The sequence below is a fragment of the Pseudomonas sp. TE3895 genome, assembly GCF_056278855.1.
On sequence record NZ_JBWBQE010000001.1, the window covers coordinates 2,728,746 to 2,748,044 of the forward strand.

Annotated in this window: 2 protein-coding genes; both read left to right on the plus strand. The window is 66.3% G+C overall.

Going from position 1 to position 19,299, the window contains the following annotated elements; genetic code table 11:
- Positions 1 to 208 precede the first annotated feature (208 nt).
- Positions 209 to 15,901: a non-ribosomal peptide synthase/polyketide synthase gene (locus ACZ889_RS12355; RefSeq protein ID WP_476257405.1), complete on the plus strand. Its 15,693-nt coding sequence runs from the start codon at positions 209 to 211 to the stop codon at positions 15,899 to 15,901.
- A complete protein-coding gene (locus tag ACZ889_RS12360; protein WP_476257406.1) occupies positions 15,901 to 19,290 on the plus strand; it encodes an amino acid adenylation domain-containing protein in 3,390 nt (1,129 codons plus the stop codon). Before ACZ889_RS12355 ends, ACZ889_RS12360 begins: the two co-directional genes overlap by 1 nt.
- The last annotated feature ends 9 nt before the right edge of the window (positions 19,291 to 19,299 follow it).

The following is a 19,299-nucleotide window of genomic DNA, read 5'->3' on the forward strand; positions in this document are numbered from 1 at the left end:
TCCCTCGCGGTATGAGGAAAATCCCGCCGGTACCCTTATGACGCGCGAGGGCAGGCAAACCGGAAAACCGTCTGTCATGGCGAACCCCAGGCCCCCGCTGAGCCTGCCTTTGCCGGTGGCCGTGACGGGTTAATTTTCCCGGTGTTCCATCCGTTTCGTAGGGATAGCCGAGTTGTTACTCGAAACCCATGTGCACGGATGAAACCCGATGAATGTTGAGAAGTCCCTGAAGCTCGCCCGCCGTTTCATTGAGCTGCCGGTGGAAAAGCGGCGGCTGTTTCTCGAAACCCTGGCCAGCGAGGGTATCGACTTTTCACAATTCCCGATCCCTGCGGACGTCGCCGTCGACGATCGCCATGCACTGTCCTATGCCCAGCAGCGCATGTGGTTTCTGTGGCAACTGGACCCACACGGTGCCGCCTACAACCTGCCCAGTGCGGTGGTGCTGAAAGGGGCGCTGGACACCTCGGCGGTACAGCGCGCTTTTGAGCAGGTACTGCAGCGTCACCAGGCCCTGCGTACTGTGTTCCAGACCCAGGGTGACGACGTGGTGCAAGTGGTGCAGCCAGCGGCCATCGTCATTGAAGAACACGACCTTCAGGCGCTGGCCGCCGAAGCCCGCGACGCCGCCGTCGCGCAGGCGGTGCGGGACGAAGCCGGTTTGCCCTTCGACCTCCAGCAGGGCCCGCTGTTTCGCGTACGCTTGTTGAAGCTGGCGGCACAGGAGCATGTGCTGCTGTTGACCCTGCACCATATCGTCGCCGACGGCTGGTCGATGAACGTGCTCATCCAGGAATTCGTCCACGGCTACGACGCCTTGGTTCGCGGGCAGGTGCCGGTGCTGCCTGAGTTGCCGATCCAGTACAGTGACTATGCGCTGTGGCAGCGGCGTTGGCTGGAGGCCGGGGAGCAGGCGCGACAGCTGGCTTACTGGCAGGCCAAGCTGGGCGACCAGCACCCGGTATTGCAGTTGCCTGCCGACTACCCGCGCCCGCTGCATGCCAGCCGCCAGGGCCAGCGCCTGCCCATCGCGGTGCCACAGGGCCTGAGCGAGCGCCTGGCGGGCCTGGCGCGTCAGCAAGGGGTCACCTTGTTCAGTGTGCTGTTGGCCGGTTTCAAGCTGCTTTTGCAACATTACAGTGGCCTGCAGGACATCCGTGTCGGGGTGCCGGTCGCCAACCGCAATCGCGAAGAAGTCGAGGGGCTGATTGGCGTATTCGTCAACACCCAGGTGTTGCGCACCGAGCTCGACCCGCAGATGTCCGTCGCCCAATTGCTGGCCGATATCCGCGAAACCACCCGCGCGGCCCAGAGCCACCAGGATTTGCCGTTCGAGCGTTTGGTCGAAGGCCTGCAAGTCGAGCGCAGCCTCAGCCATACGCCGTTGTTCCAGGTGTTGCACAACCATCAGGCGAACGTCGCCGACATCGGCGCCTTGCGCAGCGAATCAGGCCTTGAGCTGCACGTGCTGGAGCGCCACGAGCGCAGTGTCCAGTTCGAGCTCACCCTCGATACCGTGGAGCGCGACGGCCAGGTGCAGGCAGCCTTCACCTATGCCCGCGAATTGTTCGCCCCGGCCACCATCGAACGTATGGCGAGCCATTGGCTGAACCTGTTGCAGGCCATGGCCGCCGACCCGCTGGCGGCCATCGGCGATTTGCCGCTGCTGGGTGCCGGCGAGCGGCAGCGGCTGCTGCAGGCCAGCCAACCGGCCGCCAGCGAGTTCGCCGTCGACAACATACTTGCGCTGTTCGCCGCGCAGGTGGCGCAGCAGCCGCAGGCCCCGGCACTGGTGTTCGGCGACCGGCAACTGAGCTATGCCGAACTCGATGCCGATGCCAACCGGCTGGCACACCAACTGATCGAGTGGGGCGTCGGGCCTGAAGTACGGGTGGGTATTGCAGTCGAACGGTCGGTGGAGATGATCGTTGGCCTGCTGGCCATCCTCAAGGCCGGCGGTGCCTATGTGCCGTTCGACCCCGAATACCCGCAAGAGCGGCTTGCCTACATGCTCGACGACAGCGGTGTTCAACTGCTGCTGACCCAGCAGGCGCTGCTGCCCCGTCTACCGCAGGACACACAAGTGCGCTACCTGGTGCTCGACCAGGCAGCAGAGGAACTGGCGCGCTTCAGTACGACGGCTCCGCCTGCACAGCTGAATGCCGATAACCTGGCCTATGTCATCTATACCTCGGGCTCTACCGGGCGTTCGAAGGGTGTCACCATCAGCCATGGCGCCCTGGCCAACTACGTGCAGGCGGCCTTGCAGCGCCTGGCGCTGGGCCGGGTCGCGAGCATGGCGGTGGTTTCCACGCTGGCGGCCGACCTTGGCCATACCACCCTGTTCGGCGCACTGTGCAGCGGCAGCTGCCTGCATGTGATTGCCCTGGACATCAGCCTGGACGCCGAGCGTTTCGCCGCCTACATGCACGCACACGCCGTGGACGTGCTGAAAATTGTCCCTTCCCACCTGCAGGCTTTGCTCGATGGCCCGCACCCGGCCCGGGCACTGCCGCAGCGTGCGCTGGTGCTGGGCGGCGAGGCTTGCCCCGCCGGGCTGATGGCACAACTGGCGCAGCTGGCCCCGCACTGCACGCTGTTCAACCATTACGGCCCAACCGAAACCACCGTGGGCGCGCTCGCTGATGCGGTCGAGGCGCCACCGGCGACGGGACGTGCGCCGCTTGGGCGGCCGTTGGCCAACATGCAGGCTTATGTGCTGGACGCTTCGCTGCAACCGCTGAGCACCGGCTGCCAGGGCGAGTTGTATCTTGCCGGCGCAGGGGTGGCGCGAGGCTATCACCGCCGCGCGGCGATGACCGCCGAACGCTTCGTGCCCAACCCGTTCGGGGCCGCCGGTAGCCGCGTGTACCGAACCGGCGATCTGGCGCGGCAGTTGGCGAACGGCCAGGTCGATTACCTGGGGCGGGTCGACCATCAGGTGAAGATTCGCGGTTACCGCATCGAACTGGGTGAAATCACCGACACCCTCAAGCGCCAGCCCCGTGTGCACGACGCCGTGGCCGTTATCCACGGCACCGGCAGCGCGGCCCGTATCGTCGCCTACGTGGTGCCCGACAGCCAGGCCGACGCCCCGCAGGTGCTTGCCGACGTACAAGCGGCGCTGGCCAGGCAGTTGCCGGACTACATGCTGCCGAGCCGCTTCATGGCATTGCCCGGCATGCCACTGACACTCAACGGCAAGCTCGATTTACGTGCCTTGCCTGTGCCTGACGAAGGCCCGGCACAGGCCTACCGTGCCCCGCAGACCACCTTGCAGAAGCAGCTGGCGCTGATCTGGCAGGACGTGCTGAACGTTGCCCAGGTAGGGCTTGACGACAACTTCTTTGCCCTGGGTGGGCATTCCCTGCTGGCGACGCAGATCATCGCCCGGGTCCGGCGCATCCTGGGGCGTGACGTACCGTTGCGCAGCCTTTTCGAAAGCAACTCGCTACAGGGCTTTGCCGAACAGGTAATGGGCGCTGGCGCGCAGCACGTCGAGCCGATCGCCGCGGTGCCGCGTGACCAGCCCCTGGTCGCGTCGCACGCCCAGCAGCGGCAATGGCTGTTCTGGCAGATGCAGCCGCACAGCACCGCCTACCACACACCTATGGTCGTGCGCCTGCGTGGCGAACTGGATCGTGCCGCATTGACCCAGGCCTTCGTGATCCTCTGCGAACGCCATGAAGCCTTCCGCACGACGTTCGTCGAGCGCGATGGCGTGTTGCTGCAGCGCATTCAGCCTGCGGGTGAATTACCGCTGACCTGGGGCCGACTGCTGGCAACGGCCGAGCTGGCACAGATACAGGCTCAGGTACTGGCCGAGACCCAGCGGCTGTTCGACCTGGGCACCGGTCCGTTGTGGCGCGCCAAGGTGCTGCAGTTGGGCGAGCAGGACCAGCTGCTGGTGGTCACCTTGCACCACATCATTTCCGATGGTGGTTCGATGAGCGTGATGGTGCGTGAGTTCGTTGCCCTGTACCAGGCCTTGCACCGGGGCGAGGCGCCGGCATTGGCCAAGCTGCCGATCCAGTACGCCGATTACGCTTCCTGGCACAAGCACTGGCTCGACCAGGGCGAGCTCCAGCGCCAGCTGGACTACTGGCGCGGGCAGCTGGGAAGCGAGCAGCCCATCCTGGAACTGCCAATCGACCACCCGCGTAGCGCGCTGAAAGACCACCGCCTGGGGCGGGTCGCGTTCGCCCTGGACAGCGAACTGGCGCAGCGCTTGCGGCAGTTGGCGCGTGAGCATGAGCTGACCCTGTTCCAGCTGTTCCTCGGGGCTTTTGCCCTGTTGTTGCAACGCTACTGCGAACAGCCCGATGTACGCATCGGCATACCGGTGAGCAACCGTAGCCGGCAAGAGCTGGAAAACGTCCTGGGCTTTTTCGTCAATACCCTGGTCATGCGCGTCGAAGTCGACCCGGCCATGAGCGGCGCGGCGCTGCTCAGCCAGGTCAAGGCCACGGCGCTGGCCGGCCAGGCGCATCAGGACCTGCCGTTCGACCGCCTGGTCGAAGCCTTGAACCCGCAACGCTCGCTGGACCGCAACCCGCTGTTCCAGGTGATGTACAACCACCTCAGCATTGCCGGCCAGCAGGTTGGCAGCTCCAGCCTGGCAGGTTTGCATGCCGAGGAAATGACCCTGCAGGGTGGCACCGCGCAATTCGACCTGACCCTGGAAACGCTGGAGACCGACGCGGCGATCAACGTGTCGTTCCTCTACGCTGCCGAGCTGTTCGAAGCCGCTACCCTGCAACGCATGGCTGAGCACTGGTGCAACTTGCTGCGCGGCCTTGCTGCCGACCCAGCCCAGGCTGTCGGCGAGCTGCCGTTGTTGGCGCCCCAGGAGCAGGCGGCACTGTTGCAGGGCTGGCAACAGGCGGGGCTCGCGGCCGCGCCGGCGGCGGTCCACCAGCTGATTGCCGAACAGGCCCAGCGCCAACCGCAAGCGGTAGCGTTGCTGGTCGGCGACCAGCAACTGAGCTACGGCCAGCTCGAGGCCCGGGCCAACCAGCTGGCACACCGCCTGCGGGCGCTGGGTGTCGGCCCCGACGTGCTGGTGGGCATCGCCCTGGAGCGTTCGCTCGACATGGTTGTCGGTTTGCTGGGCATTCTCAAGGCCGGGGGCGCGTTCCTGCCGCTGGACCCCCAGTACCCGGCAGAGCGCCTGGCCTACATGATGCAGGACAGCGGCATCGACCTGTTGCTCAGTCACAGCCGGGTGCTGCCGGGCCTGGACGTGCAGGCCGGCATGCGTACGCTGCTGCTCGACCAACGGGTTGAGCAGCCGGGCGCCGACCATGCACCCACCGTGGCATTGAACCCACAGAACCTGGCCTACGTGATCTACACCTCGGGTTCTACCGGCCAGCCCAAAGGCGTTGCGGTCGCACACGGGCCGCTGGCCATGCACTGCCTGGCCACTGGCCAATGGTACGAAATGACCCCGGCGGACCGTGAGCTGCATTTCCTGTCGTTTGCCTTCGACGGTGCTCATGAACGCTGGCTGACCTCGCTGGTCATGGGTGGCAGCCTGCTGCTGCGCGACGATGAGCTGTGGAGCCCCGAGCGCACCTACGAGGAGATACGCCGGCATGGGGTGACCATGGCCGGATTCCCGCCGGCCTACCTGCAACAGCTGGCCGAGCATGCGGCGCATGCCGGTAACCCTCCACCGGTTCGTCTTTACAGCTTTGGCGGCGATGCCATGCCGCGGGCGACTTACGAGCGGGTGCAGCAAAGCCTGCAACCCCAGGTGATGATCAATGGGTATGGCCCCACCGAGACCGTGGTCACGCCGATGGTCTGGCGTACCCGCGCCGGGGATCATTGCGACAGCGCCTATGCACCGATCGGCCAGCCTGTCGGCGAGCGCAGTGCGTGTGTGCTGGACGCCGCCCTGGGTCTGCTGCCAGCAGGCGTGGCCGGGCAGCTGTACCTGGGCGGTGCCGGCCTGGCCCGCGGCTACCTGGGGCGCCCGGGGCTGACGGCCGAGCGCTTCGTGCCCGACCCGTTTGGCACCGAGGGTGCGCGCCTGTACCGCACCGGTGACCAGGTTCGCCTGCGCGCCGACGGGCAGTTCGATTACCTGGGGCGGATCGATAACCAGGTAAAAATCCGCGGCTTCCGTGTCGAACTGGGCGAAATCGAGGCGTGCCTGCTGGCCTGCGCCGAGGTGCGCGAGGCCGTGGTGGTAGCCGTCGACGGCCCAAGCGGCAAGCAGCTGGCGGCTTACCTGGTGCTGGCCGATAGCATTGCCGCACACGGGCCGGCCGAGCAGCGCGAGCAGCTGAAGGCGGCGCTGCGCCAGAGCCTGCCGGACTACATGCTGCCGACCCACTGGCTGGTGCTTGAGCAACTGCCGTTGCTGCCCAACGGCAAGCTCGACCGCAAAGCACTGCCGGCACCCGACTTCAGCGCCCTGCAGCAGGCCTACGTGGCGCCACGCAATGCCCTGGAGCAGCGTCTTGCCGCGTTGTGGCAGCGCGTGCTGAAGCTGCCGCAGGTGGGCGTGAGTGACAACTTCTTCGAGCTCGGGGGCGACTCGATCATCTCGATCCAGCTGGTCAGTCGGGCGCGGCAGGACGGCCTGCTGTTCAGTGCCCGTGATCTGTTCGAGCATCAGACCGTGGCCGCACTGGCCAGCGTTGCCCAGGTCGGCGCATGCGAGGTGCAAGCCGACCAGGGGCCGCTCAGTGGTGAGCAACTGCTGCTACCGGTGCACCAGCTGTTCTTTGCCCAGGAGATTCCGGCACGTCACCACTGGAACCAGTCGATCCTGCTTGAACCACGGCAGCCTTTGAACGCTGCTGACCTGGACCAGGCCCTGCACGCCCTGGTCGAGCACCATGATGCCTTGCGCCTGAGCTTTGCGCCCGCCGATGACAGCTGGAAGGCGCGCTACCGCAGCCCTGCCCAGTGCGCCCAGGCGGCGCTGCTATGGCAGGCCGCGGTGGCCGACGAAGGTACGTTGCAAAGCTTGGTAGAGCAGGCGCAGCGCAGCCTTGACCTGGAAAACGGGCCATTGCTGCGTGCCTTGCTGGCAACGCTGGCGGACGGCAGCCAGCGCTTGCTGTTGGTCGTTCATCACCTGGTGGTGGATGGGGTGTCATGGCGCATCCTGCTGGAGGACCTGCAACAGGCCTACGCTGCCCTGCTTGCGGGTAACCAGCCGAACCTGCCCGCCAAGAGCCATTCCATGCAGGCATGGGCCAAGCGCTTGCAGGGGCATGCAGCGCACATGCAGGGCCAGCTTGGCTACTGGTGCGAGCAGTTGCAGGGGCGCGCCGCACTGCCGCGTCGGCAGGTCAGCGACCTGGCCGCAGCCAATCAGCAGTGCCACGCCCACACGGTTTACAGCCGCCTGGACCGGGCATGGACCGAGCGGCTGCTGCGCGAGGCGCCGGCCGCCTACCGCACACGGGTCAACGACCTGCTGCTGGCAGCCTTGGTGCGGGTGATTGCAGGCTGGACCGGGCGCGACGAAGTGTCGGTGCTGCTGGAAGGTCATGGCCGTGAAGCGCTGTTCGACGACCTGGACCTCAGCCGCACGCTCGGCTGGTTCACCACGGTGTTCCCGCTGAAGCTGGCGGTGCCCAGCGAGCGTTCCCACACCTTGAAGCAGGTCAAGCAGCACCTGCACAGCATTCCCGACAACGGCATCGGTTTCGGGGTGCTGGGCCAATGGGGCAGCGCCGAGGCGCGTCAGCAACTGGGCCATGCACCGCTGCCGGAAATCACCTTCAACTACCTGGGCCAGTTCGATGGCAGCTTCGATCAGGCCGAAGCGCTGTTCGTGCCGGCCAAGGAAGACAAGGGCGCCGATCACGACGCGCAGGCGCCGCTGGGCAACCTGTTGAGCCTCAATGGCCAGGTGTACGGCGGTGAGCTGAGCCTGGGCTGGACGTTCAGTCGCGAACTGTTCGATAGCGCCACCCTTGAGCGCCTGGCCGCAGATTACACCCGCGAGTTGCAGGCGTTGATCGAGCACTGCTGCACACCGGGGGTGTGCGGTGTAACGCCGTCCGACTTCCCGCTGGCGCGCCTGTCGCAGACCCAGCTGGACCAACTGCCAGTGCCCGCGGCCGAGATCGCCGACCTCTATCCGCTGGCGCCGATGCAGCAGGGCATGCTGTTCCACGCCTTGTACGAGCAGCAGGCGGGGGATTACGTGAACCAGATGCGCGTCGATGTCGACGGCCTGGATGTCGAGCGTTTCCGCCGTGCCTGGGAGGCTGTACTGCAGCGCCACGATATCTTGCGCACGCAGTTCCACTGGGAACACGAGCAGGCCCTGCAGGTGGTACGCAAACACGTTGAACTGCCGTTCGTGGTGCACGACTGGCAGGGGCGCGAAGGCCTTGAGGCTGCCCTTGAGCAACTGGCACTCGACCAGCGCCAGCAGGGCTTCGACCTCAGCCAGGCGCCGTTGCTGCGCCTGGCGCTGGTGCGCACCGGTCCGGCCCGACAGCACTTGCTCTATACCAGCCATCACATCCTCATGGATGGCTGGAGCAACTCCCAGCTGTTGGGCGAAGTGCTGCACCAGTACGCCCTGCTGGGCGACGGTCAGCCCTCGGCATTGCCACCGGTCACCAGCCGCTACAGCGATTACATCGGCTGGCTGGGCCGGCAGGACGCCGCTGCCGGTGAAGCGTTCTGGAAAGACTGTCTGCGCGACCTGCAAGGGCCCACCCGCCTGGCGCAGGCCATTGCCTACGAGGCCCAGGCCGAAGCCGGGCAGGGCTACGCCGAGCATGTGCAGGTGATCGATGCCGCCACCACCGGGCAGCTGGTGGCACTGGCGCGCCAACACAAGGTCACCCTCAACACCTTGCTGCAGGGTGCCTGGCTGTTGCTGCTGCAACGCTATACCGGGCAGGACAGCGTCACGTTCGGGGCCACGGTTGCCGGGCGCCCGGCGGCGCTCAAGGGCATCGAGCAGCAGGTGGGCCTGTTCATCAACACCTTGCCGGTCACTGCCAGCCCGGCCCCGCAGCTGCCGTTCGCGCAATTCCTGCAGCAGTTGCAGGCGCAGAACGTGGCCATGCGCGAGTTCGAACACACCCCGCTGTTCGACATCCAGCGCTGGAGCGGGCAGGGCGGCGAGGCCCTGTTCGACAACATCCTGGTCTTCGAGAACTACCCGGTTTCTGAAGCGCTGCAGCAGGGTGCCCCGGCAGGCTTGAGCTTCGGCGAGGTCTACAGCCGCGAACAGACGCATTACCCGCTGACCTTGTCGATCAGCCAAGGGCAGACCTTGCAGTTGCACTACAGCCATGCGCTGGAGCATCTGCAGCGCCCGGCGCTGGCTGCGCTGGCGGACAACTTCCAGCATGTGCTGCAGCAGTGCCTGAGCTTGCCGCTGGACAGCTGCCTGGGCGCGTTCTGCCTGGTAGCCCCTGCCACTCGCGAAGGGCTGTTGCAGCACGTCAACCAGACGGCTGCCGATTACCCGCTGCAGCACAGTTATGCCGAGCTGTTCGAAGCGCAGGTGGCCCGTACCCCGCAGGCGGTCGTTGCGCGCTGCGGCGACCGGCAGTACAGCTACAGCGAGCTCAACCGCTGTGCCAACCGTGTGGCCCATGGGCTGATTGCGCTGGGGGTCGGGCCTGACCAGCCAGTGGCATTGCTGGCGCAGCGCAGCCTTGAGCTGCTGGGCATGATGGTGGGCACCTTCAAGGCCGCCGCCGGCTACCTGCCACTGGACCCTGGCCTGCCACAACAACGCCTGAGCCATATCGTCGCCTTGAGCCGCACCCCGGTGTTGCTCTGCACCGAGGCGTGCCAGGCGCAGGCCGAGGCTTTGCTGGACGCACTGGACGAAGCACGGCGGCCGCAGCTGCTGGTGCTGGAAGCACTCGACCGGCCTGGCAGCGCCGAGCACGATCCGCAGCGCTACAGTGGCCCGCAGCACCTGGCGTACGTGATCTACACCTCGGGCTCGACTGGGCAGCCCAAAGGGGTGATGGTCGAGCAGGCGGGCATGCTCAACAACCAACTGAGCAAGGTGCCTTACCTGGGCTTGGGGCCGGACGACGTGATCGCCCAGACCGCGTCGCAGAGCTTCGACATTTCGGTGTGGCAGTTCCTTGCAGCGCCACTCTTTGGCGGCTGTGTGCAGATTGTGCCAAACGAACTGGCCCATGACCCTGAAGCCTTGCTGCAGCAGGTGCGCGAGCAGCGCATCAGTGTGCTCGAGAGTGTGCCGTCGTTGATCCAGGGTATGTTCCAGGCCCCGGCCATTGCGGTGCCGTCGCTGCGCTGGATGCTGCCCACTGGCGAAGCGCTGGCGCCGGAGCTCGCTCGTCAATGGTTGCAGCGCTATCCCGATGTCGGGCTGGTCAATGCCTATGGGCCGGCCGAATGTTCCGATGACGTGGCGTTCTTCCGCGTCGACCTGGCGAGCACGCAAGGCGTGTACCTGCCCATTGGCAGCCCGACCGACAACAACCGCCTGTATGTGCTGGACGCCGCGCTGGAGCTGGCGCCGCTGGGCGTCACCGGAGAGCTGTGCGTGGCAGGAACCGGCGTGGGCCGTGGCTATGTCGGCGACCCACTGCGTACTGCCCAGGCCTTTATTCCGCACCCTTGCGGGGCGCCCGGCGAGCGCCTGTACCGCACTGGCGACCTGGCCCGGCGCCGTGCCGACGGCGTGCTGGAATACGTCGGCCGGGTCGATCACCAGGTCAAGATCCGCGGTTTCCGTATCGAGCTGGGCGAAATCGAAGCCGCGTTGCTCGACAGCGATCAGGTACGCGAGGCGGTGGTGATGGCCCAGCCCGGCGCCAACGGGCCGCAGTTGGTGGCCTATTGTGTGGCGGATGACGCTGTGGCTGCCGACGCGCTCAAGCAACAGCTCAAAGCCAGCCTGAAAGCCCGTCTGCCCGACTACATGGTACCCGTGCACTGGGTGCTGATGGCGCGCCTGCCGTTGACGCCGAACGGCAAGGTAGACCGCAAGGCGCTGCCGCTGCCGGACATGAGTCAGGCACGCCAGGACTATGTTGCCCCGCGCAGTGAACTGGAGCAGCAGCTGGCCGCGATCTGGCAGGACGTGCTCAAGCTTGAGCAGGTGGGGCTGGACGACAACTTCTTCGAACTGGGTGGCGATTCGATCGTTTCCATCCAGGTGGTCGGGCGCGCCCGCCAGGCCGGCATCGCCTTCAGCCCCAAGGATGTTTTCGAGCAGCAGACGGTGCAGGGCCTGGCGCGTGTCGCTCGGCGGGGGGCCGCTCAGCAGCAGATCGACCAGGGCCCGGTCAGCGGTGAGCTGCACCTGCTGCCGGCCCAGGCCGAATTCTTCGCGCTGGCTATTCCCGAGCGCCATCACTGGAACCAGTCGGTGCTGCTGGACGCCCTGCAGCCGCTGGATGCCGACCGGCTGGAACACGCCCTGCACCAGTTGGTGGTGCACCATGACGGCTTGCGCCTGAAGTTCGACGAAAGCGAACAGGGCTGGCGCGCCAGTTTCGGCGAAGCGCACGTGCGCCACGCGCTGTTGTGGCAGCGTGACTGTGCCGATGCGCAGGCGCTAGAGGCACTGTGCGACCAGGCCCAGGCCAGCCTGTGCCTGGGCAGCGGCGACCTGGTGCGTGCGGTGCTGGTAACGCAACCGGGCGAGTGCCAGCGCTTGTTGCTGGTGATCCATCACCTGTTGGTCGACGGGGTGTCCTGGCGAATCCTGCTGGAAGACTTGCAGCGTGCCTATCGTCAATGCGTGGCGGGCCAAACGGTGGTGCTGCCGGCCAAGACCAGTTCGCTCAGGGACTGGGCCGGGCAGTTGCAAGCCTATGCTGGCAGCGCAGGGCTTGGCAGCGAGCTGGCGTACTGGCAGGCGCAGTTGCAGCACGACCACGCCGAGCTGCCCTGCGACCACCCAGGTGCCGGGCAACAACGCCGACGTGCGCGCACGGTCAGCACGCAACTTGACCGCGAAGTGACCCGGCAGCTTCTGCAAGAGGCTCCGGCCACCTATCGTACTCAGGTCAACGACTTGCTGCTGACTGCGCTGGCGCGCGTGGTGGGTCGCTGGAGCGGCCAGGCCGCGACGCTGATTCAGCTGGAAGGGCATGGCCGCGAAGAACTGTCCGCCGACCTTGACCTCAGCCGAACCGTCGGCTGGTTCACCAGCCTGTACCCGGTGTGCTTGCGCGTCGAGGGCGAGCTGGGCGCGTCGATCAAGCAGGTCAAGGAGCAGTTGCGCGCCATCCCCAACAAAGGCCTGGGTTACGGTGTACTGCGTTACCTTGGCAGTGACGAGCAGCGTCAGGCCCTGCAAGGCCTGGCAACACCACGCATCACTTTCAACTACCTGGGGCAGTTCGACGCCAGCTTCGATGGCGCCGGTGATGCCTTGCTGCAACCTTCACGGCTGGGCGTCGGCGCCGAGCAGAGCGCTGACGCGCCGCTGGAAAACTGGCTCAGCCTCAATGGCCAGGTCTATGGCGGCGAGCTGCGCATGGGCTGGACGTTCAGCCTCGACCTGTTTGACGAACAGACCGTGCAACGCCTGGCGGACGATTACGGGCGCGAGCTGCGCAGCCTGGTCGAGCATTGCCTGCAGGCCAACGAGGCCGGTGAACAGGGCATGACACCTTCGGACTTCCCGCTGGCGGGCCTGAGCCAGGCCCAGCTCGATGCGTTGCCGGTACCGGCGGCGCAAGTCGAAGACATCTACGCGCTGTCGCCGATGCAGCAAGGCATGCTGTTCCACTCGCTGTACGAGCAGGGCAGCGGTGACTACATCAACCAGATGCGTGCCGATGTGCAGGGGCTGGATGCCGAACGGCTGCGGGCCGCCTGGCAGGCAGTCTACGACCGTCACGAGGTGCTGCGCGCCAGTGTGCTGTGGCAGGGCCAGCAGCAACCGTTGCAGGTGATCCACAAGCACCTGGCCGTGGCGCTGGTGTACCAGGATTGGCGCGAGCGGCGGGAGCTGCCCACCGCGCTCGACCAGTTGGCCAACGCCGAACGCCTGCGCGGGTTCGACCTGGGCAAGGCGCCGCTGCAACGCATCCAGGTCATCCGCATTGGCGACGATCGCTACCACCTGATCGATACCAACCACCACATCCTCATGGACGGTTGGAGCTATTCGCAGCTGCTGGGGGAGGTACTCGAACAATACGGTGCCCAGGCCCGCGGCGAGCCTCGCCCAGCGGCGCCGGCAGGGCGTTACCGCGATTACATCGGCTGGTTGCAGCGCCAGGATGCGCAGGCCAGCGAGCAGTTCTGGAAAGCCCGCCTGGCGGACCTGGAACAGCCCACACTGCTCAGCCGCAGCCTGGCGACCGGCCAGCCATTGGCCGAAGCCGACGTGGCCGGGCAGGGGCAGGTTGTCTTGCTGCGTGATCGCCAGCAAACCCGCCAGCTCAGCGATTTTGCCCGGCAGCACAAGGTCACGCTCAACACCTTGATGCAAGGGGCCTGGTTGTTGCTGTTGCAGCGTTATACCGGGCAGGCGGCGGTCGCATTCGGTGTCACCGTAGCAGGCCGTCCTGCCGAGCTGCGCGGCGTCGAAGCGCACATCGGGCTGTTCATCAACACCTTGCCGGTGGTTGCCAGCCCGCGCCCGGAACAACCTGTGGTGCAATGGCTGCAAGCGTTGCAAAGCCTCAACCTGCAATTGCGTGAACACGAGCACACGCCGTTGTTCGAGATCCAGCGCTGGGCCGGTCACGGCGGCGAGGGGCTGTTCGACAGCATCATGGTGTTCGAGAACTACCCGGTCTCGGAGATCCTCCAGCAAACGGCACCCGAGGGGCTGCGTTTCGATGCGGTGCACAACCATGAGCAGGCCAACTACCCATTGACCCTGGCGGTCAACCAGGGCGAGACGCTGTCGGTGACCTTCGGCTACGACCGTGGCTGCTTCGCTGCCGTGCAGGTCGAGCAACTGGCTGGGCACCTGCGACAGTTGCTGGAGCAGATTGTCGAGGCCTCGGCGCACCAGGCGCTGGGCAGCCTGACGCTGCTCGATGCGCAACAGCAGCAGGCCACCTTCGCCCAGTGGAACCCGGCCCCCGCCGAGCACCCGGCCGACCAGGCCCTGCACAGCCGCATCGAGGCCCAGGTGCAGCGCACCCCCGATGCCATCGCCGTCACCTGCGAGGGCCAGGCCCTGAGCTATGCCCAGCTCAACCAGCGTGCCAACGCCCTGGCCCGGCGCCTGGTCGACGACGGGGTCGGGCCCGACGTGCTGGTCGGCCTGGCTGCCGAGCGCTCGCTGGACATGGTCGTTGGCATCTTCGCCATCCTCAAGGCTGGCGGTGCCTATGTGCCGCTGGACCCGGCCTACCCGGCCGACCGTTTGGCCTACATGATCGAAGACAGCGGCCTGCAGCGCGTGCTGGCACAGCCCCAGGTGCTGGCCAGCCTGCCGGTGCCGGCAGGCGTGCGCGTGCTCAGCCTGGAAAGCAACGATGACAGCAGCCAGGCCGACCCGCTGGCCTGCTCGCCGGTCACGGTCAGCCCGGACAACCTCGCCTACGTGATCTACACCTCCGGTTCCACCGGCAAGCCCAAGGGCGTGCTGCTGCCGCAGCGCAACGTGCTGCGCCTGTTCACGGCCACCGACGCCGACTTCCGCTTCGGCAGCGACGACGTGTGGAGCCTGTTCCACTCCTATGCCTTCGACTTCTCGGTGTGGGAAATCTTCGGCGCCCTGCTGTACGGCGGGCGCCTGGTGATCGTGCCGCAGCACACCAGTCGCTCGCCCGAGGCCTTCTACCAGTTGCTGGCCGATGAACAGGTCACGGTGCTGAACCAGACCCCGTCGGCGTTCAAGCAACTGATGGCGGTGGCCACCACGGCCGAGCCGCAGCGGCCACTGGCACTGCGCAGCGTGGTGTTCGGGGGCGAGGCGCTGGACGTCAACAGCCTGGCACCGTGGTTCGAACGCTTCGGCGACCGCCAGCCGCAGCTGGTCAACATGTACGGCATCACCGAAACCACCGTGCATGTCAGCTACCGGCCGCTGTCGCTGGCTGACCTGGGCAAGGCGGCCAGCAGCCCGATGGGCGTGCCGATCCCCGACCTGTCCTGGTATGTGCTCGACGGCGACCTGAACCCGGTAGCCAAAGGCTGCATCGGCGAGCTGTACGTGGGCCGCGCCGGCCTGGCGCGCGGCTACCTCAAGCGCAGCGACCTGAGCGCCACGCGCTTCGTGCCGGACCCGTTCGGTGCCCCTGGCGGGCGCCTGTACCGCACCGGTGACCTGGCGCGCTACCACGCCGACGGGGTGATCGAATACGCCGGGCGGATCGACCACCAGGTGAAGATCCGCGGCTTCCGCATCGAGCTGGGGGAAATCGAAGCCCGCCTGCAGGCCCAGCCGCAGGTGCGCGAGGCCCTGGTGCTGGCCCAGGAAGGCGCGACCGGCCAGCAGCTGGTGGCCTACCTGATCCCCGCTGCCGAGGTAGCGCTGGAGCAGCAGGCCGGGCTGCGCGCGCAGCTGCGCGAACAGTTGAAGGAAGCGCTGCCGGACTACATGGTCCCGGCGCACCTGCTGCTGCTCGACCAATGGCCGCTGACAGCCAACGGCAAGCTCGACCGCAAGGCCTTGCCCAAGGCCGATGCCAGCCTGTTGCAGCAAGGTTATCGCGCCCCAGGCAGTGAGCTGGAACAGCAGCTGGCAGCCATCTGGCAGGACGTGCTCAAGCTTGAGCAGGTGGGCCTGGACGACCACTTCTTCGAACTGGGCGGCCATTCATTGCTGGCCGTGAGCGTGGTATCGCGGGTGCAACTGGAACTCGGCCTGAGCCTGACCCCGCAACTGATTTTCCAGCACCCAACCCTGGCGAGCTTCGCCGAACAGCTGGCCCAGGCATCTGCGCCGGCGGACACACAAACACTCAGCAAGCTGTCGGCTCTGCTGGACGAAATGGAGGAGGTGTGATGGACACCGCAGTCGCCACGAAAATTGCCCAGCGCTTCATCAATCTGCCGCTGGAAAAGCGTCGCCAATACCTGCAGAAAATGCTTGAAGAGGGCGTGTCCCCGGCCAACCTGCCCATTCCGCTGGTGCGCGACGACACCACCGTGGTGCCGTTGTCGTTTGCCCAGGAGCGCCAATGGTTCCTGTGGCAGATGGAGCCTCAGGGCACTGCCTACAACATCGGGGTCAGCCTGCGCCTGCATGGCCCGCTGAACCTGCAGGCCTTGCAAGGCAGTTTCGATGCGCTGCTGGCGCGGCACGAGAGCTTGCGCACCACGTTCACCCATGACAGCCGCGACGGTGGCCCACGCCAGCAAATCGCCCCACAGCTGACGGTAGCGATCGAATGCCGTGAGCGCGGTGTGGGCGATGAGCAGGCGCAGATTCAGGCCTTTGTCGAAGCCCACCGGGAGCAGCCGTTCGACCTGCAACATGGCCCCGTGTTGCGCGTGGCGTTGCTGCGCCTGGCGGCCGAGGACCATGTGTTCAGCCTGGTGGTGCACCACATCGCCGCTGACGGCTGGTCGCTGAAGGTCATGGTCGATGAACTGCTGCAGGGTTACAGTGCCTGCTGCCAAGGGCATGCCGTGGCTGTTCGGCCGCTGCCCATCCAGTACGCCGACTATGCCATCTGGCAACGGCGCTGGATGGAGGCCGGTGAACGCGAGCGGCAGCTGGCCTATTGGCAAGCGCAGTTGGGTGGCCAGCAGCCGGTGCTGGAACTGCCCACCGATCGGCCCCGCCCGGGGCTGATGAGCTACCGCGGCGCACGGCACGACTTCAGCTTGCCGGCCGAACTGTGCCAACGCCTGCAAGACCTGGCCCGCCACGAAGGGGTGACCTTGTTCGTGCTGTTGCTGGCCGCGTTCCAGGCCTTGCTGCAGCGCTACAGCGGGCAGCAGGACATTCGCGTGGGTGTGCCTATCGCTAACCGCAACCGGGTAGAAACCGAAGGGTTGATCGGGTTTTTCGTCAACACCCAGGTGCTGCGCGCGCAAATCGAGCCGCAGCAGACCTTCCGCGCGCTGTTGCAGCAAGCCCGCCAGGCCGCCAGCGACGCCCAGGCCCATCAAGAGCTGCCGTTCGAACAACTGGTCGAAGCCTTGCAGCCGGGGCGCAGCCTGAGCCACAGCCCGTTGTTCCAGGTCATGTTCAACCACCAGCGCCAGGGCAATGGCCAGCAAGCCGCCAACGACACAGCGCTGCGTATCGAGGCTTTGCCTGGCGAAACGCGCACCGCGCCGTTTGACCTCACCCTGGAAACCTTCGAAGCGCCAGGGCAGATCGGCGCTTCTTTCAACTACGCCACCGATCTGTTCGATGCCACCACCATAGCGCGAATGGCCGGGCACTGGCTGCAATTGCTGGACGGCATCGTGGCCGACGCGGGTCAGCGAATCGCTGCGTTGCCACTGCTCAGCGACCGCGAGCTGGACGTGATCGGGCAAGCCTGGAATGACACGGCGGTGCCGGTTGCCGACGCCTGCATCCAGCACCTGATCGAGCAGCGTGCCCATGCCACACCGCATGCACCGGCCGTGCAGTTCGAAGACCAGACGTTGAGCTACCAGCAACTCAACGAACACGCCAACCGCCTGGCCTGGCGCCTGATCGAAGGCGGCGTGGGGTCGGACGTCAAAGTCGGGGTGGCCCTCGAACGCTCGCCACAGATGCTCGTCGCCTTGCTGGCCGTGCTCAAGGCCGGGGGTGCCTATGTACCGCTGGACCCCCACTACCCGGACGAGCGGCTGGCCTACATGATGGAGGACAGCGGCATCAGGCTGCTGCTGACCCAGCCGTCGCTCCAGGCACGCCTGCCGATACCGGCCACGGTCCAGTGCCTGTTGCTGGCGCCCGAGCACCCGCTGGGCAGTGGCTGCAACGTGGCAGCCTACGGTGTGCACAACCCGCAGCCGCACCTGTCGGCCGAGCACCTTGCCTACATGATCTACACCTCGGGCTCCACCGGCAGGCCAAAAGGGGTGATGGTGCCCCACGGCGCGCTGGTCAACTTCATCGCCAGCATGGCCAAGGCGCCGGGGCTGGCTACCGGCGACCGCCTGTTGTCGTTGACCACGTTCTCGTTCGATATCTTCGGGCTGGAATTGTACCTGCCGCTGGTGCAGGGCGCCTGCATGGTCCTGGCCGGTCCGGATACCGCACAGGACCCGCAGCGGGTGCTGGAGCTGGTAGCGCAGCAGTCAGTGACCGTGCTGCAGGCCACCCCTTCGACCTGGCGCATGCTGTTAGACAGCGGCCGCGGCGAGGTGCTGGCGGGTTGCACGAAGTTGTGTGGCGGCGAAGCGCTGAGCGATGACCTGGCCCAGCGGCTGCTGGCCCTGGGCGGGCCGTTGTGGAACCTGTACGGGCCGACCGAAACCACCATCTGGTCGGCGCTGCACCGCTTGCAGCCCGCCAGGCCGCAGGCGTTGCTAGGCAGGCCGTTGGACAATACCCGGCTCTACCTGCTGGGTGAGGACCTGGCGCCAGTCCCTGTTGGTGTTGCCGGCGAGCTGCTGATTGGCGGGGCGGGGCTGGCGCGCGGGTATTACCAGCGGCCAGGGCTGACCGCCGAGCGTTTCGTCCCCGACCCGTTCGCCGGGAACGGTGAGCGGCTGTACCGCACCGGCGACCTGGCGCGTTACCGGGCCGAGGGTGTGGTGGAATACCTTGGGCGAATCGACCAGCAAGTGAAGATGCGTGGCTATCGTATCGAACTCGGTGAAATCGAGGCACAACTGGCGCGTCATCCCGCCATTCGCGAAGCGGCGGTAGTCGCCCGGCCGGGGCCTGGTGGCCAGCAGCTGGTGGCTTACCTGGTGCCGCAGGACGTGGCCGTGGTCGACGATGCGCAAACGCGGGAGGCACTGGGCGAGGCGCTGAAGCGGCAACTGCGCAGCGTGTTGCCGGAGTACATGGTGCCGACCTGGACGACGTTCGTCGCAACCTTCCCCCACACCCCCAATGGCAAGCTTGACCGCAACCGGCTGCCTGCCCCTGACCTGAGTGTCGCCCGGGTGGCCTACCTGGCACCGCAGAGTGAGCTGCAGCAGCAAGTGGCGAAGATCTGGCAGGAGGTGCTGCACGTCGATCAGGTCGGCCTTGCCGACAACTTCTTCGACCTCGGCGGGCATTCACTGCTGGCCACCCAGGTCACCGTGCGCCTGCGTGAGCAGTTGAAGCTGGAAACAGCGGTCAAGGCGCTGTTCACCACCCACGACCTGCAAACCTACTGCGCCGAGATCGCTGGTGCTCAGCCGCACATCCAGGCGGTCAACGATGCCTTGGCTAAATCCTTGGAGGCCCTCAAACGTCTATCAGCCGAAGATCTGGAAAATCTGATCTCTTGACAGGGGAAG

What these genes read in the sequence shown, in the direction of transcription:
- ACZ889_RS12360 (WP_476257406.1), top strand. Translation starts at nt 15,901, where the DNA reads ATGGACACCGCAGTCGCCACGAAAATTGCCCAGCGCTTCATCAATCTG.
- ACZ889_RS12355 (WP_476257405.1), top strand. Translation starts at nt 209, where the DNA reads ATGAATGTTGAGAAGTCCCTGAAGCTCGCCCGCCGTTTCATTGAGCTG.